General features: G+C 68.7%; 23 protein-coding genes. 11 read left to right on the top strand and 12 right to left on the bottom strand.

Annotation, left to right across the window (positions count from 1 at the left end):
* Positions 1 to 6: 6 nt before the first annotated feature.
* The 4 genes from AC5RTY_RS09155 to AC5RTY_RS09140 all read right to left on the bottom strand — a co-directional run bounded on the left by AC5RTY_RS09155 (position 7) and on the right by AC5RTY_RS09140 (position 3468).
* Positions 7 to 435 (bottom strand): HIT family protein, encoded by a 429-nt coding sequence (locus AC5RTY_RS09155; protein WP_494012443.1) that lies wholly within the window; start codon positions 433 to 435, stop codon positions 7 to 9.
* Between the two features lie 160 nt (positions 436 to 595).
* The gene (locus AC5RTY_RS09150) at positions 596 to 1756 is read right to left on the bottom strand and encodes an NAD(P)-dependent alcohol dehydrogenase (RefSeq protein ID WP_494139422.1); all 1161 of its coding nucleotides are present in this window, start codon (positions 1754 to 1756) and stop codon (positions 596 to 598) included.
* A gap of 109 nt (positions 1757 to 1865) precedes the next feature.
* Positions 1866 to 2699, bottom strand: a complete 834-nt coding sequence (locus AC5RTY_RS09145) for a sulfurtransferase (protein ID WP_494139421.1) — start codon at positions 2697 to 2699, stop codon at positions 1866 to 1868.
* Positions 2700 to 2808: 109 nt separating this feature from the next.
* Positions 2809 to 3468 carry an MBL fold metallo-hydrolase gene (locus AC5RTY_RS09140; protein WP_494109379.1) on the bottom strand — a complete coding sequence of 220 codons (660 nt, stop codon included), beginning with the start codon at positions 3466 to 3468 and terminating at the stop codon, positions 2809 to 2811.
* A gap of 144 nt (positions 3469 to 3612) precedes the next feature.
* On the opposite strand from AC5RTY_RS09140, the gene AC5RTY_RS09135 reads away from it, so the two are divergent.
* Positions 3613 to 4056: a Fur family transcriptional regulator gene (locus AC5RTY_RS09135; RefSeq protein WP_494000149.1), complete on the top strand. Its 444-nt coding sequence runs from the start codon at positions 3613 to 3615 to the stop codon at positions 4054 to 4056.
* Between the two features lie 46 nt (positions 4057 to 4102).
* Here AC5RTY_RS09135 and AC5RTY_RS09130 read toward each other — a convergent pair whose 3' ends face one another.
* The 6 genes from AC5RTY_RS09130 to guaB1 form a co-directional block, all read right to left on the bottom strand.
* Positions 4103 to 4996, bottom strand: coding sequence for a metal ABC transporter permease (locus tag AC5RTY_RS09130; protein ID WP_493979038.1), 894 nt, complete (start codon positions 4994 to 4996; stop codon positions 4103 to 4105).
* A 2-nt stretch (positions 4997 to 4998) separates the two neighbouring features.
* Complete coding sequence (locus AC5RTY_RS09125) at positions 4999 to 5793, bottom strand: metal ABC transporter ATP-binding protein (RefSeq protein ID WP_494000150.1); 795 nt, start codon at positions 5791 to 5793, stop codon at positions 4999 to 5001.
* 112 nt (positions 5794 to 5905) lie between these two features.
* Complete coding sequence (locus AC5RTY_RS09120) at positions 5906 to 6913, bottom strand: metal ABC transporter solute-binding protein, Zn/Mn family (RefSeq protein WP_494139420.1); 1008 nt, start codon at positions 6911 to 6913, stop codon at positions 5906 to 5908.
* A 386-nt stretch (positions 6914 to 7299) separates the two neighbouring features.
* Positions 7300 to 8349, bottom strand: a complete 1050-nt coding sequence (locus AC5RTY_RS09115; protein ID WP_494012449.1) for a hemolysin family protein — start codon at positions 8347 to 8349, stop codon at positions 7300 to 7302.
* An 8-nt stretch (positions 8350 to 8357) separates the two neighbouring features.
* Positions 8358 to 9701 (bottom strand): hemolysin family protein, encoded by a 1344-nt coding sequence (locus AC5RTY_RS09110; protein WP_494025622.1) that lies wholly within the window; start codon positions 9699 to 9701, stop codon positions 8358 to 8360.
* A 331-nt stretch (positions 9702 to 10032) separates the two neighbouring features.
* Positions 10033 to 11487 carry a GMP reductase gene (gene guaB1, locus AC5RTY_RS09105; RefSeq protein ID WP_494139419.1) on the bottom strand — a complete coding sequence of 485 codons (1455 nt, stop codon included), beginning with the start codon at positions 11485 to 11487 and terminating at the stop codon, positions 10033 to 10035.
* A gap of 399 nt (positions 11488 to 11886) precedes the next feature.
* Between guaB1 and AC5RTY_RS09100 the strand changes: the two genes are divergently transcribed.
* The 5 genes from AC5RTY_RS09100 (at position 11887) to AC5RTY_RS09080 (ending at position 18164) form a co-directional block, all read left to right on the top strand.
* On the top strand, positions 11887 to 15696 hold the full coding sequence (locus AC5RTY_RS09100; RefSeq protein WP_494139418.1) for a multifunctional oxoglutarate decarboxylase/oxoglutarate dehydrogenase thiamine pyrophosphate-binding subunit/dihydrolipoyllysine-residue succinyltransferase subunit: 3810 nt from the start codon (positions 11887 to 11889) through the stop codon (positions 15694 to 15696).
* A gap of 85 nt (positions 15697 to 15781) precedes the next feature.
* Positions 15782 to 16381, top strand: coding sequence for a GDSL-type esterase/lipase family protein (locus AC5RTY_RS09095; protein WP_494000156.1), 600 nt, complete (start codon positions 15782 to 15784; stop codon positions 16379 to 16381).
* Positions 16382 to 16578: 197 nt separating this feature from the next.
* On the top strand, positions 16579 to 17403 hold the full coding sequence (locus AC5RTY_RS09090) for a DUF4097 family beta strand repeat-containing protein (protein ID WP_494139417.1): 825 nt from the start codon (positions 16579 to 16581) through the stop codon (positions 17401 to 17403).
* On the top strand, positions 17403 to 17999 hold the full coding sequence (locus AC5RTY_RS09085) for a PadR family transcriptional regulator (protein WP_494000158.1): 597 nt from the start codon (positions 17403 to 17405) through the stop codon (positions 17997 to 17999). The genes AC5RTY_RS09090 and AC5RTY_RS09085 overlap by 1 nt, the downstream gene beginning before the upstream one ends.
* 90 nt (positions 18000 to 18089) lie before the next feature.
* The gene (locus AC5RTY_RS09080) at positions 18090 to 18164 is read left to right on the top strand and encodes a 50S ribosomal protein bL37 (RefSeq protein WP_369299106.1); all 75 of its coding nucleotides are present in this window, start codon (positions 18090 to 18092) and stop codon (positions 18162 to 18164) included.
* 123 nt (positions 18165 to 18287) lie between these two features.
* Here AC5RTY_RS09080 and rsrA read toward each other — a convergent pair whose 3' ends face one another.
* Both rsrA and AC5RTY_RS09070 read right to left on the bottom strand, forming a co-directional pair.
* Entirely contained in the window at positions 18288 to 18551 is a 264-nt protein-coding gene (rsrA, locus tag AC5RTY_RS09075) for a mycothiol system anti-sigma-R factor (RefSeq protein WP_493979048.1), read from the bottom strand.
* Positions 18548 to 19252, bottom strand: a complete 705-nt coding sequence (locus AC5RTY_RS09070) for a sigma-70 family RNA polymerase sigma factor (protein WP_494012455.1) — start codon at positions 19250 to 19252, stop codon at positions 18548 to 18550. Before AC5RTY_RS09070 ends, rsrA begins: the two co-directional genes overlap by 4 nt.
* 327 nt (positions 19253 to 19579) lie before the next feature.
* Between AC5RTY_RS09070 and AC5RTY_RS09065 the strand changes: the two genes are divergently transcribed.
* The 5 genes from AC5RTY_RS09065 (at position 19580) to AC5RTY_RS09045 (ending at position 24334) form a co-directional block, all read left to right on the top strand.
* Positions 19580 to 20161 carry a DoxX family protein gene (locus AC5RTY_RS09065; RefSeq protein ID WP_494012456.1) on the top strand — a complete coding sequence of 194 codons (582 nt, stop codon included), beginning with the start codon at positions 19580 to 19582 and terminating at the stop codon, positions 20159 to 20161.
* 5 nt (positions 20162 to 20166) lie between these two features.
* The gene (gene aroA, locus AC5RTY_RS09060; RefSeq protein WP_494025619.1) at positions 20167 to 21492 is read left to right on the top strand and encodes a 3-phosphoshikimate 1-carboxyvinyltransferase; all 1326 of its coding nucleotides are present in this window, start codon (positions 20167 to 20169) and stop codon (positions 21490 to 21492) included.
* A 2-nt stretch (positions 21493 to 21494) separates the two neighbouring features.
* Positions 21495 to 22598, top strand: coding sequence for a ribosome small subunit-dependent GTPase A (rsgA, locus tag AC5RTY_RS09055; protein ID WP_494073710.1), 1104 nt, complete (start codon positions 21495 to 21497; stop codon positions 22596 to 22598).
* 67 nt (positions 22599 to 22665) lie between these two features.
* A complete protein-coding gene (gene hisN, locus AC5RTY_RS09050; RefSeq protein ID WP_494073709.1) occupies positions 22666 to 23550 on the top strand; it encodes a histidinol-phosphatase in 885 nt (294 codons plus the stop codon).
* A 25-nt stretch (positions 23551 to 23575) separates the two neighbouring features.
* Positions 23576 to 24334 carry a class I SAM-dependent methyltransferase gene (locus AC5RTY_RS09045; RefSeq protein ID WP_494139416.1) on the top strand — a complete coding sequence of 253 codons (759 nt, stop codon included), beginning with the start codon at positions 23576 to 23578 and terminating at the stop codon, positions 24332 to 24334.
* Positions 24335 to 24363: the final 29 nt, after the last annotated feature.

Raw genomic sequence — 24363 nt, 5'->3', positions numbered from 1 at the left:
TGCGCGTCAGTCGGCGGGGACGACGTCCCCGTGTCCGGCCTCGCGCAGCGCCGCCCGGAGGCGCTTGGCTGACTCATCCATCACGGCCGGGTCCGGGTCCTGCTGCGCCCTCTTGAAATCGAACTCGGCCTCCGAGTTGGAGGGCCAGACGTGCAGGTGCAGGTGGTTCACCTCGAAGCCGGCGATGATCAAACCGGCGCGGGCGGCGCCAAAGGCTTCCACCTGGGCCTTGCCGATGGTCTGGGCGACCGCCGTGAGTTTCTGCAGCAGGTCGGCGGGGGCGTCGGTCCAGCGATCCACCTCCTGCCGCGGCACCACCAAGGTGTGCCCGTCCGCGAGCGGGCCGATGCTCAGGAACGCCACCACGTCGTCGTCCTTCCAGACGAAGCGGCCGGGGATCTCGCCGTCGATGATTTTGGTGAAGAGGGTGCTCATGTACGCAGTCCTTGTCGGTTGGGGTCACTCGGGGGTCGGTAAGAGTCGGGCAGGTTCCAGTCGGGCTTATGGGGGTCCGGTCGGGTGACAGCGAAGGTTCGGCCTCGGCTTCGGTGCAGGCAGGTCCACACCGGTCGGTCGCCACAGTTTCGGCCCCTGCTCAGCGGTTCAGCGATGCGATGTCCAGGACAAACCGGTAGGCAACATCCCCGGCCACCATGCGGTCATAGGCTTGGTCGAGGTCCGGTGCGCCCACCAGTTCAATGTCGGCCGTGATCCCGTGTTCGGCGCAAAAGTCCAGCATCTCCTGGGTCTCGGCTATGCCGCCGATCTTCGAGGCGCCGTAGGCGACGCGCTCGCGCATCAGCAGGTTGACCGGCACCGGAGGCATCGGCTCGGGCGGCACGCCCAGTTGGATCAGCGCACCGTCGCGGCGGATGGCCCGCAGGTACGGGGCCAGGTCGTGGGCCGCGGCCACGGTATCGATGACCAAATCGACACTGCGGCGGGCGGCGGCGAGCGCCTCGGCGTCTCCGGTCACCACCACGTGGTCGGCGCCGAGCGCGCGGGCCGAATCGGCCTTGTCCGCAGTGCTCGTGAAGACGGTCACCGACGCTCCCATGGCCTTGGCCAGTTTGACCGCCATGTGTCCCAACCCGCCCAGGCCCACCACGCCGACGGAGTCGCCGGCTTCGACGCCGAAGTAGCGCATGGGCGAGTAAGTGGTAATGCCGGCGCAGAGCAGGGGGGCCGCGGCGGCGGGGTCCAGTTCCGGCGGCACGCGCAGCACGAAGTTTTCATCGACGACGACGGACGTTGCGTACCCGCCCTGCGTCATCTCCCCGCCGTGGCGGCGGTCGCGGGCGCCGTAGGTGCCCACCGCACCCTTGTCGCAGTACTGTTCAAGTCCTTCCCCGCAGGCGGAGCAGTCGCCGCAGGAATCCACCATGCAGCCCACCCCCACCAGGTCGCCGACGGCATGCAGGGTGACGTCCTGGCCGATGGCTGTGACCCGCCCAACGATCTCGTGGCCGGGCACGAGCGGATACTCGATCTCGCGCCACTCGCCGCGAACCGTGTGGACATCCGAGTGGCAGAGGCCGCAGAAGGCAATGGCGATCTCCACGTCGTGCGGCCCGGCGGCGCGGCGTTCGATCTGCAGCGAAACCATTCCGGATCCGGGCCCCGTCACTCCGTAGGCCGCGGCCGTCCTCATACTGCTCCTCGGTGTCGGCAGGTCGGCTGCCGCGAGGGCCTGCTGCTCCTGGTCAGGTGTGAGCGGTTTCCCCAGCGGCGGCGGTGCCGGACGGCCAAGTGTCATGGGCCTGACGCTACCGTTTGCTGCTTCGCCATGCCACCACGGCACACCCTCTGTGACGCTTTCGGTGCCGTGCTGCAGGGCGCGGGCACGGGGCTGACCAGGCGGCTGATTACGGCGCGCTCCCCGTGGCTGCCGGCAGCTCCGGATGTCCGCACCACTGCGACCAGGAGCCGGGGAAGAGGGCCGCATCCATGCCGGCCTCGGCCATCGCCGCGACCTGGTGGGCGGCCGTAATGCCCGAGCCGCAATAGACGGCCACCTTCCGTCCTTCCGCCCCCAGTTCCTTGAATCGTGCCGCGAGTTCCGCGGAGGGCAGGAAGCGTCCGTCCGGGGCCAGGTTGGCCGTGGTCGGTGCGCTGACGGCGCCGGGGATGTGTCCGGCGCGGGGGTCCACCGGCTCGAACTCGCCGCGGTAACGTTCGGCGGCGCGGGCATCCAGCAACAGTGAGGTACCCGCGAAATCCAGCACGTCCTCCAGCTCAAGCCTGGGCATCCTGCCGCTGCCCAGTTCGACGTTGCCCAGGCACGCCAGCTCGTCGCCGCTGTCCAGTTCAAACCCCTCGTCCCGCCAGGCGGCGAGCCCGCCGTCGAGCAGGTAGACGGAGTCGAATCCGCCGTCTTTCAGCAGCCACCACACCCGGGCCGCGGCCATGCCGCCGTTGTCGTCATAGGCCACCACGACGTCGTCGTTGTTGATGCCCCAATCGCGTGCGGCCTCGCGGAAGGCCTCCGGCTCCGGCAGCGGATGGCGTCCGCCCTTCGCTGACGGCGCCGACGCAAGCTGCGACGGCAGGTCAACGTAGACGGCGCCGGGAATGTGGGCCTGGCGGTAGTGGCTGTGGCCGGCGTCGTCGCCCAGTTTCCAGCGAACATCGAGCAGTACGGTGCGCTGTCCGGAGATCATCCGTTCACGCAGTGTCTGCACGTCCATCAGAGTCCTCATGAGATCTCCTCCTGACTGCTGGCGGGCGTCGTTGCCCGCCGGTGTCCCGACAGTCCATCACAGCAGCACGTATTGGGCCAAGCAGCCCCGCCCGTGCCGTCCCCGACGGTCAGCCCAGCTCCACGCTCTCCCCCGGCGACAGGTGCCGGTAGCTGGTGCCGTAGTGGCCGCCAAAGAAGGTCACGTGCTTTTCCACCAACGGCAGGCCCCGGTCGCTGAGCCCGGCGTCGTGGATCGGGTAGGCGTTCTCGGCGCGCATGGCGGTGACGAAGTCGATCACCTCGGCCGTCTTCGACCACGGCGCGTGGATGGGCACCAGAACGGTCCGGACGTTCAGTCCGTGCGGAACAATGAAGGAATCGCCCGGGTGGTACAGGCTGTCATTGATGACGTAGCCGATGTTGGCGACCACCGGGATGTGCGGATGAATCAGGGCGTGCTGGCCGCCGAAGGTGCGGATGCGAAACCCGGGCACCTCGAACTCCGTCTCCGGTTCGGCGGTATGGATCCGTCCCGCTGCCGCCGGCACCAGCGCCCGGAGGTCGGCGGCCACGGAGGCCGGGGCAAACAACTGCATGTCGTCCGCCGCCGCGAGCAGGCCGGGAACCCGGTCCTGGTCGATGTGGTCCGCATGCTCGTGGGTGACCAGGACGGCGGTAGCCCCATCGAGGGCCTGCTCCACTTCCGAGAAGTTACCGGGGTCGATCACCAGGACGTGTCCGTCCTGCTCAAGCCGTACGCACGCGTGGGTGTATTTTGTCAGCTTCATGGATCACACCCTAGCGGCGGGGCCGGCCGGTATGCCGGCAGTTCGGCCTGTGAGCGGGCCGGCGGGCCCCGCTGATCAGGCCTGCTGGTAGGCTGGGATGCACCCCACGGGTGCCAGTAACAACAGCGAGGAGCCGAAGCGGACATGTCCGTTCCTTCAGCGAAACCGCAGGCGCAGCGCCGCGGTTCGGAACAGCGGGTGACCCGCCAGCGGGTGGCCGTGGCTGCCGCCCTGGACAGCCTGGAGGACTTCGTCAGCACGCAGGAACTGCACCGCTTGCTGCAGGACCGCGGCGACTCGGTCTCGCTGGCCACCACGTACCGGATCCTGCAGGCCATGGCCGACGACGGCCAAGTGGACGTGATGCGCAGTGGCGAGGGCGAGGCCGTGTACCGGCGCTGCGCCGTCGAACATCACCACCACCACTTGCTCTGCCGCACCTGCGGCAAGACCGTGGAGATTGAGGCTCCGGCTGTGGAGCAATGGGCCGCCCGGATGGCGGCGGAGCACGGCTTCACACAGGTTGCACACACCGTGGAAATGTACGGGCTGTGCCCGGACTGCAGCGCCGCCCCCGCCAGCGCTTAACCGGCGGTCACCCGTACCGCGGCGACGGCACGGCCCCGGCCGGGGCTTAACCCGCGGTCACCCGTACCGCGGCGACGTCACGCCGCCCCACCTTGCCGCGCCGTTGCCGCCGCGCCCCGGCCAACCGGCAGACCACGTAGATCAGGAACGAAATCGTCGTCACGTAGGGGCTGATCGGCAGGCTGCCGCCCAGGGCCAGCAGGATGCCGCCCACTACGGCGGTCACCGCGAATACCACGCTCAGCAGCACGACCACGCGCGGCGAACTGCTTACCCGGAGCGCCGCGGCCGCCGGGGTAATGACCAGGGACAGCACCAGCAAGGCGCCGACCACCTGGATGGACAGCGCCACGGCCAGTCCCAGCAGGAACATGAACACGATCGCGAGGGCACCCACCGGCACGCCGCGGGCCTCGGCCAGGTCCGGATCGGCGCTGGCGAAGGCCAGCGGACGCCAGATGGCCACAAGCCCGAGCACCACCACGGCCGAACCCGCGGTCAGAAGGTTCAGCTGCACGGTGTCCACGGACACGATCTGCCCGGTCAGCAGGCCGAACTTGTTCGCCGAGCGGCCCTCGTAGAGTGAGAGGAACAGGATCCCCAGGCCCAGCCCGAAGGACATGATCACGCCCGTGATCGAGTTCCGGTCCCGGGCCCGCATCCCCAGCATGCCCAGGACGACGGCGGCGATCACCGAGCCCACCAGCGAGCCGAACACCACGTTCGCGCCGATCAGCAGTGCGAATGCCGCCCCGGCGAAGGACAGCTCGGCGATGCCGTGCACGGCAAAGGCCAAGTCCCGCATCATCACGAACACGCCGATCAGGCCGCCGACCAGGCCCAGGACGGCGCCGGCAATCAGCGAGTTGCGCACCAGCGGGAGCAGGTCGCCGTAGTCGTTGAAGTTGAAGACCGCATTCAGCAGTTCCGATGCATCCATGCCTACACCACCTCGCCGTGGTGGTGGGTGGTCGCGTCGGGAAGCCCCACCACGATGATCCGGCCCCGGTTGTGGATGACCTCGACGTGGCTGTTGTACATGTGCGACAGCACCTCGGTGGTCATCACTTCTTTCGGCGTGCCAACCCGGAACTGGCCGCCGGCCAGGTAGAGCACCCGGTCCACATAGTCGATGATCGGGTTGATTTCGTGCGTGACGAAGACGACCGCGCTGTTCCTTTCATGGCATTGCCTGTTGATCATGGAGCTCACGGCCTGCTGGTGGTGCAGGTCCAGCGAGAGCAAAGGCTCGTCGCAGAGCAGCACCTGGGGGTCGGAGGCCAGCGCTTGGGCCGCCCGCAGACGCTGTTGCTCGCCGCCGGACAGCTGCCCGACCGGGGCCTCCGCGTAACCGGAGGCGCCCACCATCTCCAGCAGTTCGTCCACCCGCCGGCGATGCCTGCGGCCGTTCAGCCGAATGCCCCACCGGTGCCCGTCCAGACCCAGGCCCACCAGATCGCGCGCACGCAGCGGGGTCTCCGGAGCGAAGGTCTTTTGTTGGGGAATATAGCCGATGTCCCGGCTGCCGCGTTCCAGCGGCCGTCCGTTGACCTCGGCCGTCCCACTGCTCAGCGGCTGCAGGCCAAGCAATACGCGCAGGAAACTCGTCTTGCCGGAGCCGTTGGGACCCAGCACCGCGAAGAACTCGCCCGGGTTGATGGTCAGGTCGAGGTCATGCCACAGCACGCGCTGGCCGAAGGACAGCGAGGCGCCCTGCAAGCGGACGGCGGGGGTCATGGCAGTCTTCCTTGAAGCTTCCGTGCCGCGCGGTGCGCACCGGGGATGTGGGGGCACTTGCGGCGTCCGGCTTGGACTGACTCAGTTAACCACGGCGCGGCGTTCTGTCCGGTCACGCGCCCAGCGCCTGGTCCACGGATTCCAGGTTCTCCGCCATCCAGGTCAGGTAGTCCTGGTCAGGCGGCAGGGTCTCGGTGAAGTTGAGGACCTCGATGCCCGCTTTTTCCGCCAATTTGCGCAGGCCCTGGGTCTGCGGGCCTTCGGTCTGTTCGTTATAGGCGACAAACCGTACCGATCCCTCGGTGATCAACTCCTCGGCCTCCCTCAGGGCTGCCGGCGCGGCGTCGCTGCCTTCCTCGGCCGCCTCCATGAAGCCTGCCGGAGTCTTGTTCTCGAGTCCCAGCGCATCGAAGAAGTGCAACGGCACCGGATCGGTGGCCGCGACGGCTTCCCCGCTCGCCGTGGCGGCGAGTTCGTCCATGTCGCTCTGGAGGCCGTCAATTCCGGCGCGGAACTGCTCGGCATTGGCCCGGAACGTTTCGGCCTGCTCCGGGTCAAGGGCCGAGAGCTTCTCCGCGATGGCATCTGCAATCGCGGCCATGGTGGGCAGGTCGTACCAAACGTGTTCATTGAGGCCGCCGTGGCTGTGGTCCGCGTGGCCGCCGTCCTCCGTGTGCCCCGCGTCGGCGCCCTCGGTGTGCCCCGCGTCGGCGTCCTCGCTGTGCCCCGCGTCGGCGCCTTCTGCACCGGACAGCGGCGACAGCTCCACCGCAGTGATGAGGTACTCGTGGTCGACGCCGGTCTCGTCCGCCAGGGTGTGCATGAAGGTGTCATAACCCCCGCCGTTTTCCAACAGCAGGTCGGCTTGGGAGATCGCGAGCTTGTCCCGCGCCGTTGCCTCGTAGGAGTGCGGATCCTGGGCCATCCGGTCGATGATCGAGGTGACGTCGACGTGCTCGCCGCCGATGGTTTGGGCCACATCACCGTAGACATTGGTGGAAGCGACCACGCTCAGCTTGCCGTCACCCTCGGCCTCTCCCCCTGCAGCGGCGCAGCCGGACAGCAGCAGGGCGGCGGTGGCCAGACCGGCCAGTGCAGGAACGGTTCGTGAGTGCCTCACGGGCAAACCTCGGTTCTACTCATAATGAGAATCAGTAACAATAAGGGTTTTCAGCTTAGCGCAGTTGCGAACCGTTCGCATTCGCCCTGGCGGGCGCGGCCAGTGGGGGGCGCACTGTCCGGGGCGCACAGGCAAGCGCGGCAGCCGGGCAGCCCCGGGCAGACTCGCCCGGCCAGGAGAAGGCCTCCGGCGCGCGCGGCGGACGCGCCCCGGCGCGGGACTGGCGGTGCGGCACGGGGCGGCCGCGCCCGGCGCCGGACTGGGGGTGCGCGCGGGGCTGCCACGCCCGGCCCGGGACGGTCGTGCGGCGCGTGGGCTGACCCGGCCCCGGCCCCGGGACCGGCGCGTGGCGCGCGGCGGTCCTGCCGCCCCGCGCCACGCGAGGGCTATTCGCCGGTCCGGCGCAATCCTTGGGCCTGCGTTTCGTCGCGGATCTCGCCCACCAGCACTTCCAGCACGTCCTCGAGGAACAGCACGCCGTGCGTGGTGCCGTCGGACCCCAGCACGCGGGCAAGGTGCGATCCGGTGCGCTGCATGACGGCGAGCGCGTCCTCAATTTCGTCATCAAGCGCCAGGTTGGCCAGGGTGCGGACCTTGGTGACCGGAATCGTCTTGTTGAGCCGGTCCTCCGGGATGGTCATCACGTCTTTGAGGTGCAGGTACCCGGTGAGGTTGTCGTTGGCATCGGCCACGGCAAACCGGGAGAACCCGGTCCGCCCCACCGCGCGCTCGAACTGCTCCGGCGTGGTGTCGACGCCGATGGTGACCAGTTCATCAAGCGGCACCATCACGGCGGCGGCGGTCACGGCCGAGAACTCCAGCGAACTGGAGATCAGTCCGGCGTCGTCGTCGACCAGCCCGTGCCTGGTGGATTCCTGCACAATGGACTGGACTTCCTCCAGCGTAAAGGTGGAAGAGACCTCGTCCTTCGGCTCAATCCGCACGGCCCGCAGCAAGTGGTTCGCGGTCCAGTTCAGGGTGGAGATCACCGGCCGCACCACCTTGGAGACCGCCACCAGCGGCGGAGCCAGCAGCAGCGCGGCCTTGTCTGCCATGGACACGGACATGTTCTTCGGCACCATTTCGCCGAAGGTCACGTGCAGGAACGTCACCAGCAGCAGCGCCACGGCGAACGAAATGCCGTAGGAGATCTCGTGCGGAATGCCCAGCCAGCCCTCCAGCGGCAGCAACAGCAGTTCCTTGATCGCCGGCTCGGCCACGTTCAGGATCAGCAGCGAACACACGGTGATGCCCAGCTGCGCGCAGGCCAGCATCAGGGAGACGTGCTCCATGGCCCAGAGCGTGGTCTTGGCGCGCTTGGAGCCGCTGTCGGCCAGCGGCTCGATCTGGCTGCGGCGGGCGGACATGACGGCGAATTCGGCGCCGACGAAGAACGCGTTGGCGAACAGCAGCACCACCAGCCAGAAAATTCCCATGGCGGCCATCAGAGCGCACCGCCCGCGGTGCCGGCCTCAGGCAGCACCGCACCGGTTGCCGGACTCGGGATGAAACGGACGCGGTCCACCCGCCGTCCGTCCAATCGCTCGACTTCCAGCGCGCCCCCGTCCACGGCCACGGTGTCCCCCACCACCGCAATCCTGCCCAGCTGCGCCATGATGAAGCCGCCGACCGTTTCGTAGCTGGCCCCGTCGGGCACGGTCAGCTGCGGGATTTGCTCGCTGACCTCGTCCGGACGCATCAGGCCGGGGAAGTACCAGTTTCCGGCGGCGCTCTGCAGCACGCCGGGCTTCACCCGGTCGTGCTCGTCGGCGACTTCGCCCACGATCTCTTCCACCAGGTCCTCCAGCGTCACCACGCCGGCGGTGCCGCCGTACTCGTCGAGCACCACGGCGAACTGAAGGTTTGCGGCGCGCAGCTCCGACAGCAGCGAATCCAGGTGCACCGTCTCGGGCACCCGCAGCACGTCGGCCATGATGGCGCCCACGGGCAGGTGGGGACGCTTCTTGCGCGGCACCCCGATCGCCTTCTTGATGTGCGCGACGCCGCGGACGTCGTCGGGGGAATCGCCGAGCACCGGGAACCGGGAGTAGCCGGTGCGGCGGGCCGCGGCGATGAGGTCGGCAACGGTCTGGTCCGCGTCGATGAACTCCACCCGGATGCGCGGCGTCATCACGTCGGCCGCGGTCCTGCCGGAGAAAGACAAGGTCTTGGCGAGGAAGTTCGCGGTCCCGGCATCCAGGGTGCCCATTTCCGCGGAGCGGCGTACCAGCGATGCGAGCTCGGAGGGCGTGCGGGCGCCGGACAGCTCTTCTTTGGCCTCCAGCCCGAACAGGTGCAGCACCTTGTTGGCGAAGCCGTTGAGCAGCAGCACGAACGGCTTGAACACCGCGGTGAAGATCAGTTGCGGCCGGGCCACCAACTTGCCGACCGCCATGGGCAAGGCGATGGACGCGTTCTTCGGCACGAGTTCGCCCAGCAGCATGGACAGGAGGGTGGCGATCACCATGGCGATCACCGCGCCCACCGGCTGGATGACGGCCTCGGCCAGGCCCAGCGCGGTCAGCGGCGGTCGCAGCAGCGAACTGATGGCCGGTTCCATCAGGAAACCGGTCAGCAGCGTGGTGAGGGTGATGCCGAGCTGGCAGCTGGAGAGTTGCGTGGAGAGGGACTTCAGGCATTTCATCAGCGGCACTGCACCGCGGTCGCCGTTGTCGATGGCGCGCTGCACGGTGGGCTGGTCAAGGGCCACCAGAGCGAATTCCACGGCGACAAAAAAGCCGGTGCCGAGGATCAGCAGCATGCCGGCGGTGATTTGGATCCATTCCATTTAGTGCGCCACCGCCCCAAACTTCAGGCGGTCGGAGGGAAACGGAGGGGGGTCGTCCGAGCCCGGACTAGGAGGCTCCTGACCGGCCGCGCGGGCGGCAAGTGTGTGACGGGCGCGTGCACGGGATTTGCCGGTGCTGGGTGACGCCTCGCACGCGGCGCCCTGTTGGGCTGCCTGTGCTCCCGCGGTCCGGCATGCTGCCTGCCCTGCGGGGTGCGTCACGGACCGGCTCCTAGAATAGCTGTCCATTATGGGCAATAGCGTAGCAGGCGGGGTTACGCCGGGGGCAGTCCCAGGCGGCCGTTCTGCCGCCGGCGTACCGGCGGCAGTCCTACCAGCTCTCCGGCAGCGGACGGCCTTCCTCGTAACCGGCGGCCGACTGCACGCCCACGATGGCGCGTTCGCGGAACTGCACCAGGTTCTGTGCGCCGGCGTAGGTCAGCGAGCTGCGCAGGCCGGCGGTGATCCCGTCCAGCAGGTCCTCGACGCCGGGCCGCAGCGGGTCCAGATACATCTTGGAGGACGAAATGCCTTCTTCAAAGAGCGCCTTGCGGGCCCGTTCAAAGGCGTCCTCCCGCCGGGTCCGGTTTTGGACGGCGCGGGCCGACGCCATGCCAAAGCTTTCCTTGTACTTGCGGCCGTTGCTGTCCGTGAGCAGGTCTCCCGGGCTTTCGTGCGTTCCGGCGAACCAGGAACCGATCATCACCTGGCTGGCCCCGGCCGCCAGCGCCAGGGCGACATCCCGCGGATAGCGGACCCCGCCGTCGGCCCACACGTGGGCGCCGAGCTCCCGGGCCGCCTCCGCGCATTCCTGCACGGCGGAGAACTGCGGCCGGCCCACGGCCGTCATCATGCGCGTGGTGCACATGGCGCCGGGTCCCACGCCGACCTTGATGATGTCCGCGCCGGCTTCGATCAGGTCGCGCACGCCGTCGGCGCTGACCACGTTGCCGGCGACCACCGGAACCTGCGGGTCCAGGCTGCGAACCGCTTCGAGGGCGTCGAACATCTTGCGCTGGTGCCCGTGGGCTGTATCAACCACCAGGACGTCCACCCCGGCCTGCAGCAGCGCCTCGGCCTTGGCGCGGACGTCGCCATTGATCCCGACGGCGGCAGCTACCTTCAGGCGGCCCTGCGGATCCAGCGCGGGGGTGTAGATGGTCGAGCGGAGCGCGCCGGCACGGGTGAGCGCGCCGACCAGCACGCCGTCGTCGTCCACGACCGGCGCAAAGGACGCCGAGGCCGAGTCGAACAGGTCGAAGGCCTGCCGCAGCGCGGTGTCCGCCCCGGCGTCGAACATGGAGGAATCCAGCAGCAGCGGGTGGGCCGCCATCACCGACTCCAGCGACGCGTAGCGGTCCACGCCCTCACAGTCCTCGGCGCGCACCACGCCCACGCACTTGCCGGCGTCGTCCACCACCGCAACCGCGCCGTGCGCGCGTTTGTCCATCAGGTGCACGGCATCGATCACGGTGTTGCCCGCGGTCAGCTCCAACGGCGTTTCGAAAACGATGTGGCGGTCCTTGATCCACCCGGTGACCTCTGACAGCACGTTCAGCGGGACGTCCTGCGGCAGCACGGCCAGCCCGCCGCGCCGCGCCATCGTCTCCGCCATGCGGCGGCCGCTGACGGCGGTCATGTTCGCCACGACCAGGGGAATGGTGCTCCCGGTGCCGTCGCCGGCTGACAGGTCCACATCCAGCCTCGACGTGATATCCGAGCGCGACGGCACCAGGAAAACGTCCGAATAGGTCAAGTCGGTCATCGGCTCGTTGATCAGGCGCATGGCTGCTCTCTTTCCTCGTCGCCGTGCAGGCCGGGGCGGCCAGGTGGCGCGGCGGCCGGTCGGGTAGGTGTGGCTGCGGGCCAGGGGTCCGGATCCGTTGTGTCCGCGCGCTGCCGGGGCCGCGCACGGAGGGCGGCCCGGCCGCCTGCATACTTCCCGGCTCCCCTGAAAGTCTAGGGCCGCCGGGCCGCGGGACGAATCGGCACGAAGTTCCCCCGCTTAAACGCTAAAGATTAGCCTGCGTTGGGAAAGTGTCATTAGACTGGCAACTGGTCCAGATCTAGTGCGCGGCAGATGCGCACTCGCAATTCCGCTGCTGGCCGGCAGGTTCGGAAGGCAGCCAAGGGAAGCGCGTGATCTGCAGGGCAAGCGGCAATTCACGGAAGAGGCGTATCACAAGTGCCAGAGCATCCCAACCTTCGTCTACCCGAGGAATTCGGCGGTAACGAATGGCTCGTTGACGAAATCTACGAGCAGTACCTCCAAGACAAGAATTCCGTGGACAAGAAATGGTGGAGCATCTTCGAGGCGGCCAACGGCGGCGACGGCAGCCCGAAAGACACTGCAGCTTCCCCGGCGGGCGCCCCCGCGCCTTCCCGCCCCGCCGCGGCTAACACCGCACCCCAGGCCTCGGGCGAGAGCACGGCCACGGAGCAGGCCGGAACCAAGCCGATTCCCGCCGACAATGAGCCGGCCCCCAACACCTCCACCAACAGCTCCGCCGCCCCCGCCAAGCCGGCGGCGAAGGCCGAGCCGGCCGAGAAGGCCGAGGCGAAGCCTGCCCCGATCCCCGCCCAGTTGCCCAAATCCGCGCCCAGCGCACTGGCCGAAGAAGACACCGTCTCCGTGCTGCGCGGCCCGGCCAAGGCCATTGCCACCAACATGGACGCCAGCCTGAGCGTGCCAACCGCGACGACGGTGCGCGCGGTTCCCGCCAAGCTGCTGATCGACAACCGCCTGGTGATCAATTCCAACCTGGCCCGCGCCCGCGGCGGCAAGGTCTCCTTCACCCACCTCATCGGCTATGCCGTGGTCAAGGCGCTGGGCCAGTTCCCCAGCCAAAACGTCCACTACGCCGAGATCGACGGCAAGCCCGCCGCTGTCCAGCCGGCCCACGTCAACTTCGGCATCGCGATCGACATGCCCAAGCCGGACGGAACCCGCCTGCTGGTGGTGCCGAACATCAAGCGCGCCGAAACCATGAACTTCTCCGAGTTCTGGCACACCTACGAGGACCTGATCAAGCGGGCCCGCGCCGGGAAGCTCACGGCCGACGACTACGCCGGCACCACGGTTTCGCTGACCAACCCGGGCGGCATCGGCACGGTGCACTCCGTCCCCCGGCTGTCCAAGGGCCAGGCCACCATCGTGGGCGTCGGTGCCCTCGAGTACCCCGCCGAGTTCCGCGGCGCCAGCGAACGGACGATCGCCGCGCAGGGCGTCGGCAAGATCATCACGCTCACCTCCACCTACGACCACCGGGTCATCCAGGGCGCCGGCTCGGGCGAGTTCCTGCGCCTGATCGAATCGCTGTTGCTGGGCGAACAGGGCTTCTACGACGAGATCTTCGAAGCGCTGCGCATCCCGTACGAGCCGGTCCGCTGGCGCCCGGACAACCAGGTGGACGTCGACCTGCAGGTCAACAAGGTGGCCCGCATCCAGCAACTGGTGCACGCCTACCGCGTCCGCGGCCACCTGATGGCGGACACCAACCCGCTGGAGTACGTCCAGCGCAAGCACCCGGACCTGGACATCAACACGTACGGGCTGACCCTCTGGGACCTGGACCGCGAATGGGTCACCGGCGGATTCGGCGGCAAGGACCGCCTGAAGCTGCGCGACATCCTGGGCGTACTGCGTGATGCCTACTGCCGCACCACCGGCATCGAATACATGCACATCCAGAACCCGGCCGAGCGGGAGTGGTTCCAGAACGAGCTGGAGCGCGAGTACGCCAAGCCCAGCCGCGAGGAGCAGTTGCGCATCCTGGGCAAGCTCAACGCGGCCGAGGCGTTCGAGACCTTCCTGCAGACCAAGTTCGTGGGCCAGAAACGCTTCTCGCTGGAAGGCGGGGAATCCCTGATCCCGCTGCTTGATGCCGTGATCTCCGACGCCGCCGACGACGGCCTGGACGAAGTGGCCATCGGCATGGCCCACCGCGGCCGGCTGAACGTGCTCACCAACATCGCCGGCAAGACTTACGCACAGGTCTTCCGCGAGTTCGAGGGCACCCAGGACCCGCGCAGCGTCCAAGGCTCCGGCGACGTGAAGTACCACCTGGGCACGGAAGGGAAGTTCACCTCCGACAACGGCAACGAGACCAAGGTCTACCTGGCCGCCAACCCTTCCCATCTGGAGGCCGTCGACCCGGTGCTCGAGGGCATTGCCCGCGCCAAGCAGGACCGACTGGACAAGGGCGACGAGTTCCCGGTGCTGCCGATCATCATCCACGGAGACGCGGCCTTCGCCGGCCAGGGCGTAGTGGCAGAGACCCTGAACCTGTCACAGCTGCGCGGCTACCGCACCGGCGGCACCGTGCACATCGTGGTCAATAACCAGGTCGGCTTCACCACGTCGCCGCACGCCTCGCGGTCCTCGGTGTACTCCACCGACGTGGCAAAGATGATCCAGGCCCCGGTCTTCCACGTGAACGGCGACGACCCCGAGGCCGTGGTCCGCGTGGGGCAGCTGGCCTACGAGTACCGCCAGCGCTTCCACAAGGACGTCGTCATCGACATGGTCTGCTACCGCCGTCGCGGACACAACGAGGGCGACGATCCCTCGATGACGCAGCCGATGATGTACAACCTCATCGAAGCCAAGCGCTCCACCCGCAAGCTGTACACGGAGGCCCTGGTGGGCCGCGGCGACATCACCCAGGACGAAGCCGACCAGGCCCTGCGCGACTACCAGGAACGGCTGGAGCGGGTCTTCGCCGAGACGCATGCGGCGCAGACCTCGCCGATCCCGGTCATCACCAAGGACTCCGCCGCCGTGTCCGACCTGGAGCGCCCGCTCTCCCAGCAGACCGAGGACAGGGCCGATGTGCCCGCCGGCACCGCCGTGTCCGCCGAGATGATGGCCCGGATCGGCAAGGCGCACGTGGAAGTACCGGAGGGCTTCTCCGTCCACCCGAAACTGAAGGCGCTGCTGGAGCGCCGCGAGCAGATGTCCCGCGAGGGCAACATCGACTGGGGCTTCGGCGAACTCGCGGCCTTCGGCTCGCTGCTGATGGAAGGGGTGCCGGTACGCCTTGCCGGCCAGGACTCCCGCCGCGGCACCTTCGTGCAGCGGCACGCGGTCTTCCACGACCGCGTCACCGGCGAAGAGTGGGCGCCGCTGAGCCACCTGTCCGACGACCAGGCCAAGCTGTGGATCTACGATTCGCTGCTGTCCGAGTACGCGGCCATGGGCTTCGAATACGGCTACTCGGTCGAGCGCCCGGACGCACTGGTGCTGTGGGAGGCCCAGTTCGGCGACTTCGTCAACGGTGCCCAGACGGTGATCGACGAGTTCCTCTCCTCGGCCGAGCAGAAGTGGGGCCAGCGGTCGTCGCTGGTGCTGCTGCTGCCGCACGGCTATGAAGGCCAGGGCCCGGACCACTCGTCGGCCCGGATCGAGCGGTTCCTGCAGATGTGCGCCGAGGACAACATGATCGTGGCCAACCCGACCACCCCGGCCTCGCACTTCCACCTGCTGCGCCGCCAGGCCTACAACCGTCCGCGCAAGCCGCTGATCATCTTCACCCCGAAGCAGCTGCTGCGGCTGAAGGCTGCCGCGGCCAAGGTGGAGGACTTCACCAGCGGCACGTTCCAGCCGGTCATCGGCGACGTTCAGGACCTCAACGGCCAGGACGTCGACCGTGTGGTGCTGGTCTCCGGCCGGCTCTACTACGACCTGCTGGCCGCGCGCCAGAAGAACTCCGACACCAAGACGGCGCTCGTCCGGGTGGAACAGCTCTACCCGCTGCCGGTTGACGAGATCAAGGCGGAACTGGCCAAGTACCCGAACGCGGAAATCGTCTGGGCACAGGACGAACCGGCCAACCAGGGCCCGTGGCCCTTCATGGGCCTGTACCTGCCCGACGCCCTGGACCGTCAGCTGCGCCTGGTTTCCCGCCCGGCCTCCGCTGCCACCTCCACCGGCTCGGCCAAGCGCCACGCCGCGGAGCAGGATGTCCTGGTCAAGAAGGCCTTTGAACGCCGCTAAGTAAGATGGCGGGCGGGGTGCCGCAGGGCGCCCCGCCCACTTTCGTTTAAGCCCGCTTCCTATCCGTCGAACCAGAAAGCTACCCGTGGAGCAACGCAGAATCAGGATCGCCGCCGTGGGTGATCAACTGCTGGCCGGAGTGGGCGACCCGCGCGCCCTCGGCTGGCTCGGCCGCACCTTGGCCCGGACCAACCCGGACCCAGCCACCCTGGAATCCTTCGTGCTGGCCTCGCCCAACGAAGGAACGGAGGAACTGGCCGGCCGCTGGCTGCAGGAAGCCGGACGGCGTTTCGATGACGGCTTCGAAAACCGGCTCGTCATCGGGCTGTCCGGCCGCGATCTCGAGCTCGGACTGTCCACGGCGCGCAGCCGGCTCAACCTGGCGAACATCCTCGACGGAGCGGCGCAGCTGAGCGTCAAGGTCTTCGTCGTCGGCCCGCCGCCGGGACTGGACCCGGACCGCAACATCCAGCTGGCCGAGCTGTCCACCGCCTTCGGCGATGTCACCACCCGGCGCAAGCACGTCTTCGTCGACACGTTCACGCCGCTGTTGAACCACGAGCAGTGGCGCACCGACCTGGCCAGCAACGGAGGGGCCCCCGGCCAAGCGGGCTACGGGCTGCTGGCCTGGCTGGTGCTGCACCGCGGGTGGTACCCGTGGCTGGACCTCCCCGAGCCTTTCTGAGCGGGCGCGCAGGACACGGGCGTGCCGTGCAGGCCCTGAACACCGCCTCGGCGGGACCGGAAAACGCTCCGGCCCCGCCGTTCCGCTTTAAGGACGCGGTTCCGGCCCTTGCGGTCGCGGCAGTCGCGATATATCGTGTCCTGCATCACAAGATATATCGCGTTTAGAGCGGTTTATCGCCAGAGGCAGGACAGGCCATGAACGATACGTGGAGCATCGACGGCCCCCGGACGATCGACGTCGACGATGTCCGTTCGCTGCGGGCATCCATCGTGAAGGGGCGGCTGGACATCATCGTCCATGACGAGCCGACGGTCCGCGTCGAGGTCTCCGAGGTCTCCGGATCACCCCTGGAGATGACCCTGCGCAACGGCACGCTGGAGATCAGCCACGGCAAGGCCGGCGACGGCCCGCTGGGTTTCCTCGCCCGCCGCGTCAACCTGGTGCTTCCCGGAGGCCGGGACGAAGCGGTGATCAGTATTGGCGTTCCCCGGGATCTGCCCGTCAAGGCCGCCACCGTCAGTGGCGACGGCCTGGTGTGTGGCACCGCGGCCGGGGCGGATGTCAGCACGGTCACCGGGTCCATGATGGCGGACGACACCGCCGGCATGCTCACCGTCAATACGGTCAGCGGCGAAATCATCGTCCGCGAGCACAGCGGGAATCTGGTGGCCAAGAGCGTCTCCGGCGAAATCACCGCCTCGGGCTTCCTGGGCCATATCCGCGCCAGCACGGTCAGCGGCGACCTGGGTTTCGATTTGCACGGCGCCCCGGAGGACTTGGCCGTCAATTCCGTCTCCGGCGACGTTACCGTGCGCGTACCGGAGGAATGCGGGGTGGAGGTGGCTGCTTCCTCGGCCACCGGCAGCATCACGGTGAACGACCAGAAGTTTTTCGGACTCTCCGAGAAGGTGAAAACCCGGATCGGGCCGGAAGGACCCGGGCTCACTATCCGCTCCACCACGGTTTCGGGCACCTTGGCGGTCTTCCACCGGGACAACGCCGGAAGCCAGGTCGGCTGATGACTCCGGTCTTCGCGCACGGCGCCTTGCGGCTCTACCTGCTCGCGCTGGTGGCGGAGGGCGACAAGCATGGTTATGACATCATCCGTGCCCTCAGCGACCGGTTCGGCGGCACCTACTCCCCCAGCGCGGGCACCGTCTACCCCAGGCTGGCCAAACTTGAGGAGGAAGGGCTGGTGATCACCTCCTCCGATGGCCGGCGCACGGTGTACAGCATCACCGACGCCGGGCGGGCGGAGCTGGCTGCCCGCCGGGAAGAGCTGGCCGGAGTCGAAGCCGACATCTCTGCCTCGGTGCGGCGGCTCGCGGACGAACTGCGGGAGGAACTGCGCAGTTCAATGAAGGGGCTGCGGGCCGACCTTGCCGCCTCGGCCGAGGCCGCCCGCACCAACGCCCGGAAGTCGCCGCGGGCGGCCGAGGCCGCCGGACAGCGCACGGTGAAGGAACTGGAACACCTGCTCAACGATTTCCGCGACGACGTGAGGGTGCACTTGCGCCGGCGGACCGCGGCCGGCACCGTGGACGAAGTCGCCGTGCAGACCATCAGGACCGTGCTGGAGCAGGCCAAGGCCTCCATCACGGCGGCCCTGCGCTGACCGCTCCGGGCCTTCCTCCGGTTAGGAGGTGGGGCAGGCATATGACAGACTGGTGCGCAGTTCTTTTTCGTCCAGCAAAGGAGGCAGCCCATGAGCAAGCGAGCACGCAAGCGCCGCGACCGTAAGCGCGGCGGCGCAAACCACGGCAAGCGCCCCAACACCTAAGCAGTCGCCAACAGCCCGCGCGGCTGAGGCTGCTGAGACAAGAACCCCCGCACCCGGTTTGGGCGGCGGGGGTTCTTTCGTTGTTCCCTGCGCGTTCCCTGCAGCCAGGACGCGGCAGGCCCGTTACACGGTGTCGGTTTCCCTGATGTGGCTGATCCTGTCCAGAATCCGTTCCTTCAGCGTCTGTGGTGCATGCTCCTGGCAGGAGCGCTTCACCACCGAGCGGATCAGGCACTCCAGGTTGTGTTCTTCGGCGCATTCGGGACAGCTGTCCAGATGCGCCTTGATCTCCGCTAGGTCATCGCGGGAGAGTGCGCCGTCGACGTACTCGTAGATCCGCTGCATCCGGTCGTCTTCGCAGTCGCCCAGTCCGTGGCAGTCGCTCATGTGCCGTTCTCCTGTTGTGTCCCCACCGCCGCCGCGGCGTTTTTCTTGTCCTTGGTGCCTGACATGCCACGTTCATGCGCATAATCTGCGAGCAGTTCGCGCAGCAATTTGCGTCCCCGGTGCAGGCGGGACATCACGGTGCCGATGGGGGTGTTCATGATTTCCGATATTTCCTTGTACGCGAAGCCCTCCACGTCCGAAAAGTAGACGGCCAGCCGGAATTCCTCCGGGATCGCCTGAAGGGCGTTCTTCACGTCCGAGTCCGGCAGGTGGTCCAGCGCCTCCGCTTCCGCCGAGCGGAGCCCGGAGGAGGTGTGCGCGGCAGCCTGGAACATCTGCCAGTCCTCGACCTGGTCCGTGTTGGACTGCTGCGGCTCGCGCTGCCGCTTCCGGTAGAGGTTGATGTACGTATTGGTCAGGATCCGGTAGAGCCAGGCCTTGAGATTGGTGCCCGGCTTGTACTGGTGGAAGGCCGAAAACGCCTTGGTGTAGGCCTCCTGCACCAGGTCCTCGGCGTCGCTGGGATTGCGTGCCATCCGCATCGCCGCCGAATAGAGCTGGTCCACATACTGCATGGCGTCGCGTTCGAACCGGGCACGGCGCTGGTCGGCGGTTTCCGTCTGGACGTCGACCTGATCCGGCTCCCCCGCCGTGGCGGGGTTGGCGCGGTCCTGGGTGGCGTCCGAATTCTCAGTCGTCATTGGCTCCCAGTCTACGCTGGGCTGCCCTGACGCCGGGGCGGACGCAGCGCCGGCAACCGGGCCTGCGCGGCCCCGTTCGGCAAGCGCTGTAGGCACAGGATCTCCCTCCGTTTCGACACCTTGCCGGCCGGAGACAATGCACCGGCCTTCCTCTCATGGCTAACCGCCGACGACCCGCAACTATTCCCCGCCGGCCGCGGTAAACGGCCCCGCAAGGTGTGCGGTGCCAACAAAAGTGCCAGACTAGTGTCCAGTGCCACCTTCCCGGGGCCTGGCTCCGGGAAAGGCGCAGATCCTTCGACGCACGCTGACAGCCAGGAGGCTTCCATGTCAATCGTCCGCCTTGCCGCCCGCCCGCTGCTGGCCACAAGCTTTGTAGCTACCGGAATAGACCGTCTGCGCCACACCGACGAAACCGCGGTGTCCCTGCGGCCGCTGGTCCAGCAGACAGAATCCGTCCTTCCCGCGGCTGGCGCCCTGGCCGGGCAGGAGAAGCTGATGGCCCGCGCTATCGGCGCGGCCCAGGTGGGAGCAGGTGTGCTCTTGGGCATGGGCAAGTTCTCGCGGCTCGCGGCTGCCGTACTGGCCGGCACCACAGCCCTCAATACCGTGGTGGATTACCGCGCCGCCGATTCCGCAACGCCGGAAGCCAGGCGCACCCGCCGCAACCAACTCTTGAAGAATCTGTCCTTGATCGGTGCGGTCCTGCTCGCCGCTGTGGATACCAATGGCCGGCCCGGCCTGGTGTGGCGGGCCGAGCACCTTGCCGCTGACGCCCGGCGCAACGTCCGCTCCATCGGCAAAGACGCCCGCCGCAATGCCGGTTCTATCGGCCATGACGCCCGGAAGCAGCTGAAGAAGGCCGAGCGCGCGGTGCGCGAAGCCACGGCGGACGTGGTGGCATCCTGAACGCAATGCCCCACGCTGCCAACCACTGGCCCGCCCCCTTCGCGGAGCGGCCGATCGATGCAACAGTAGAAGTCCCCGCCTCCAAGTCCCTCACCAACCGTTACCTGGTGCTCGCCGCGCTGGCCGACGGCCCCTCCCGGCTGCGCTCCCCGCTGCACTCGCGGGACACCGTTCTGATGGTGGAGGCGCTGCGGTCCCTGGGGGCCGGCATCACGGAGACGGAGGGCGACGGCCGGTTCGGCCCGGACCTGTTGGTGGAACCGATCGACCCGGCGCGCCCGCTGGGCGCTGCCCGCATCGACTGCGGACTGGCAGGCACGGTCATGCGGTTCGTGCCGCCCCTGGCGGCGCTGTGCAGCGGCGCCGTGGAGTTCGACGGCGACCCGGCGGCGCGGCGCCGGCCCATGTCCCCCACCATCGACGCACTGCGCCGGCTGGGCGTGGACGTGGACGACCGCGGGCTCGGCAGCCTGCCGTTCCGCGTCACCGGCGCGGGTGAAGTGGCCGGAGGCCACCTGGCGATCGATGCCAGCGCCTCCTCGCAGTTCGTTTCCGCCCTCCTGCTGGTCGGTCCCCGTTTCCGCGACGGACTGCACCTCGAGCACACCGGCGACCGCGTGCCGAGCCTGGATCACATCTCCATGACGGTGCGGCTGCTGAGGGACCTGGGCGTGCGCGTCGACGACTCCACCCCCAACCACTGGGTGGTCTCCCCGGGCCCGATCCGTGCCTTCGACACCCGGATCGAGCAGGATCTTTCCAACGCCGGCCCGTTCCTGGCCGCCGCCCTGGCCACCCGCGGCCGGGTCAGGATCCCCAACTGGCCCACTGCCACCACCCAGGTGGGCGACGCCTGGCGGGACATCCTGCCGCGGCTGGGCGCCACGGTCACGCTGGAGGGCGGCACCCTGACCGTCACCGGCGGCGCCTCGATCACCGGCGCCGACCTCGCCGACACCAGCGAGCTGGCGCCGACCGCGGCGGCGCTGTGCGCGTTGGCCGACGGCGAGTCCCGCCTGAGCGGCATTGCCCACCTGCGCGGCCATGAGACGGACCGCTTGGCGGCCCTGGTGGCGGAAATCAACCGGCTGGGCGGCGACGCCGAGGAAACGGAAGACGGTTTGCTCATCCGGCCCAAGCCGCTGCACGGCGGCCTGTTCCATTCCTACGAAGACCACCGCATGGCGACCGCCGGCGCCATCCTCGGGTTGGCCGTGCGCGGCGTGGAGGTCGAGGACATCGGCACCACGGCGAAGACGATGCCCGAGTTCCCGCAGCTGTGGCAGGACATGTTCACCGTTGCCCCGGCCGCCTCGGCCAGCGAGGGCTGACGGTGTCGCGCAGCACCGGCAGCTGGGACGAATCGGATGTGCGCATCCGCCCGAACAAGCGCGGTTCCCGTCCGCGCACCAAGGACCGCCCGGCCCACGAGGATGCGGAGCTCGGGCGGATTGTCACCGTCGACCGCGGCCGCTACACCGCCGTCGTCGATGAAGACACTCCCCGCGAGCGCATCGTCGTCGCGGCCAGGGCCCGCGAACTGCGCCGCACCCCGGTGGTCACCGGAGACTTCGTGGCCCTGGTCGGCGATGTCTCCGGCGAACCCGACAGCCTCGCCCGGCTGGTCCGGGTGGAGGAACGGCGCACCCTGCTGCGCCGCAGCGCGGACGACACCGATCCGGTTGAACGTGCGGTGGTGGCCAATGCCGACCAGCTGGTCATCGTGGTGGCGGCGGCGAACCCCGAACCCCGCACCGGGTTCATCGACCGGGCGCTGGTGGCCGCGTACGACGCCGGGATCCGCCCGCTGCTGTGCGTCACCAAGGCCGACCTGAAGGACCCCGCCGAGCTGCTGTCCAATTACGAGCACCTGGAGCTGCCGGTGATCGTCAGCCGCACCGCCGCCGCCGACGCCCTCGGCGTGGACACCCGCTCCGACGAGGGCCTGTCCGCGCGGCTCGATACCGACGCCGTGGCCGCGCTGCGCGGTTATCTCGACGGCAAGGTCACCGTCACTCTCGGCCACTCGGGCGTCGGCAAGTCCACCATGGTCAATGCGCTCACCGGGGCCCAGCGCGCCACCGGCGGAGTCAACGCCGTCACCGGGCGCGGCCGGCACACGTCGTCGTCGGCCCTGGCGCTGAAGGTCCAGGACTCGCCCGCCGGCACCTGGATCATCGACACCCCGGGTATCCGTTCCTTCGGTCTGGCCTATGTGGACCCCGACCGGATCCTGTCCGCCTTCCCCGACCTGGAGCCCGGCACCGCCGACTGTCCGCGCGGCTGCAAGCACGACGCCGCCGCCGTGGGCTGCGGGCTGGACCCCTACGTCGCTGACGGCGGGGCCGGCGACGCCGGGGCGGCGAGGCTTGCGTCGCTGCGCCGCCTGCTGGGCGCCGAAGAGCGCCCCGAGGCCAAAGAACTCGGCACCGTCTAAGGGCCGCCGGCCGGGCTGCAGCTCCGCCTCCCGCGTCCGCACTTCACTTACCGATAGGTTGAAACCTATGACCCACGCTTCGCAAAGCTACAACGACGACCTGCGCCTGGCCCATGTGATGGCCGACTCCGTCGACGCGCAGACCATGGCCCGCTTCAAGGCACTCGACCTGAAGGTGGAGACCAAGCCGGACCTGACGCCGGTCACGGACGCCGACCGTGCCGCCGAAGAGGCAATCCGCGGGCAACTCTCCCGCTCCCGCCCGCGCGACGCCGTGCTCGGCGAAGAATTCGGCAGCAGCGGCCACGGCGCCCGCCGCTGGATCATCGACCCGATTGACGGCACCAAGAACTTTGTCCGGGGCGTACCGGTCTGGGCCACCCTGATCGCGTTGGTGGACGAGGGGCAGCCGGTGGTCGGGCTGGTCAGCGCGCCCGCACTGGGCAAGCGCTGGTGGGCCGCCAAGGGAACCGGCGCCTACACGGGACGTTCGCTGGCCACCGCGACCCGGCTCCAGGTCTCCGCCGTGGACCGGCTGGAGAACGCGTCGCTGTCCTACTCCAGCCTGGGCGGCTGGAAGGAACGCGGGAACCTGGACGACTTCCTTGGCCTGACCGAATCCGTCTGGCGCACGCGGGCCTTCGGCGATTTCTGGTCCTACTGCCTGGTGGCCGAGGGCGCCGTGGACATCGCCTGCGAACCGGAACTGAACCTCTACGACATGGCCGCCCTGGTGCCGATCGTGACCGAAGCCGGCGGGCGGTTCAGCTCGCTGGAGGGCGAAGACGGCCCGTTCGGCGGCAACGCGCTGGCCACCAACGGCCTGCTCCACGTCGAGGCCCTGCACCGCCTGAACCCCGAACTGCGCGGACAGCGCCCCGCCGGGTCAGCCCCGGCAGCGTACGACGACGAAGCGGCCGGCAGCATCGAGGCCGCCGGCGAGGGCCGGTAGCACGCCGCCGCACCAGGAGCACCACGTGGCACACAGCGGCCCCCGGATGGACGATGAGCGGCGGCGCGCCTACGCCGACGCCTTCCAGCAGGGCGGCGAACACTACGACCGCATCCGTCCCGGCTACCCCGACGACGCCGTCGACTGGCTGCTGCCGGCCGGCGCACGGGATGCCGCCGACGTGGGAGCCGGCACCGGAAAGTACACCGCCGCCCTGGCCGCACGCGGGCTGCGGGTGGTTGCGGTGGATCCCTCGGCCGACATGCTCGCGCAGCTGCAGCGGAACCTTCCGGGCGTGGCCACCGTGGCGGGCACCGCCGAGGACACCGGCCTCCCCGACGCCGGCATGGACGTGGTCACCGTGGCGCAGGCCTGGCACTGGACCGATCCGTTGCGGGCGAGCACCGAGGCCGCCCGCATCCTCAAGCCCGGCGGGACCCTGGGCCTGGTGTGGAACCAGTTGGATACCGGCGTGCCGTGGGTGCACCGCCTCTCGCGCATCATGCATGCCGGCGACGTGCTCAAGCCCGGTTTCCGCCCCCGAGTCGGCCCGGAGTTCGACCCGCCGGAAGGGCACGAGACCCGGTGGCGGGACCGGCTCAGCACCGGCGACGTGATGGAGCTGGTCAAAACCCGCAGCTACTACCTGCGCGCGACGGAGGCCACCCGGGCGAAAGTCCTGGGCAACCTCGACTGGTACCTGCACGACCATCTGGGCCACTCCCCCGGGGCAATGATCGACCTGCCCTACCTGACCCATAGCTGGCGGGCCAGGAAGATCTGACCCCGGTCCCCGGACATTTTTCTCCCGCG

The sequence above is a fragment of the Arthrobacter sp. Y3224055 genome, assembly GCF_059090825.1.
The sequence above is the reverse complement of the archived record's forward strand: the minus strand, read 5'-3'. Positions and strand labels throughout refer to the sequence as shown.

What these genes read in the sequence shown, in the direction of transcription:
- AC5RTY_RS09090 (WP_494139417.1), top strand. Translation starts at nt 16,579, where the DNA reads ATGAACGATACGTGGAGCATCGACGGCCCCCGGACGATCGACGTCGAC.
- hisN (WP_494073709.1), top strand. Translation starts at nt 22,666, where the DNA reads ATGACCCACGCTTCGCAAAGCTACAACGACGACCTGCGCCTGGCCCAT.
- AC5RTY_RS09065 (WP_494012456.1), top strand. Translation starts at nt 19,580, where the DNA reads ATGTCAATCGTCCGCCTTGCCGCCCGCCCGCTGCTGGCCACAAGCTTT.
- aroA (WP_494025619.1), top strand. Translation starts at nt 20,167, where the DNA reads ATGCCCCACGCTGCCAACCACTGGCCCGCCCCCTTCGCGGAGCGGCCG.
- AC5RTY_RS09125 (WP_494000150.1), bottom strand. Translation starts at nt 5,793, where the DNA reads ATGACCCCCGCCGTCCGCTTGCAGGGCGCCTCGCTGTCCTTCGGCCAG.
- rsrA (WP_493979048.1), bottom strand. Translation starts at nt 18,551, where the DNA reads ATGAGCGACTGCCACGGACTGGGCGACTGCGAAGACGACCGGATGCAG.
- AC5RTY_RS09115 (WP_494012449.1), bottom strand. Translation starts at nt 8,349, where the DNA reads ATGGGAATTTTCTGGCTGGTGGTGCTGCTGTTCGCCAACGCGTTCTTC.
- AC5RTY_RS09070 (WP_494012455.1), bottom strand. Translation starts at nt 19,252, where the DNA reads ATGACGACTGAGAATTCGGACGCCACCCAGGACCGCGCCAACCCCGCC.
- AC5RTY_RS09145 (WP_494139421.1), bottom strand. Translation starts at nt 2,699, where the DNA reads ATGAGGACTCTGATGGACGTGCAGACACTGCGTGAACGGATGATCTCC.
- AC5RTY_RS09155 (WP_494012443.1), bottom strand. Translation starts at nt 435, where the DNA reads ATGAGCACCCTCTTCACCAAAATCATCGACGGCGAGATCCCCGGCCGC.
- AC5RTY_RS09150 (WP_494139422.1), bottom strand. Translation starts at nt 1,756, where the DNA reads ATGACACTTGGCCGTCCGGCACCGCCGCCGCTGGGGAAACCGCTCACA.
- AC5RTY_RS09130 (WP_493979038.1), bottom strand. Translation starts at nt 4,996, where the DNA reads ATGGATGCATCGGAACTGCTGAATGCGGTCTTCAACTTCAACGACTAC.
- guaB1 (WP_494139419.1), bottom strand. Translation starts at nt 11,487, where the DNA reads ATGCGCCTGATCAACGAGCCGATGACCGACTTGACCTATTCGGACGTT.
- AC5RTY_RS09140 (WP_494109379.1), bottom strand. Translation starts at nt 3,468, where the DNA reads ATGAAGCTGACAAAATACACCCACGCGTGCGTACGGCTTGAGCAGGAC.
- AC5RTY_RS09110 (WP_494025622.1), bottom strand. Translation starts at nt 9,701, where the DNA reads ATGGAATGGATCCAAATCACCGCCGGCATGCTGCTGATCCTCGGCACC.
- AC5RTY_RS09085 (WP_494000158.1), top strand. Translation starts at nt 17,403, where the DNA reads ATGACTCCGGTCTTCGCGCACGGCGCCTTGCGGCTCTACCTGCTCGCG.
- AC5RTY_RS09135 (WP_494000149.1), top strand. Translation starts at nt 3,613, where the DNA reads ATGTCCGTTCCTTCAGCGAAACCGCAGGCGCAGCGCCGCGGTTCGGAA.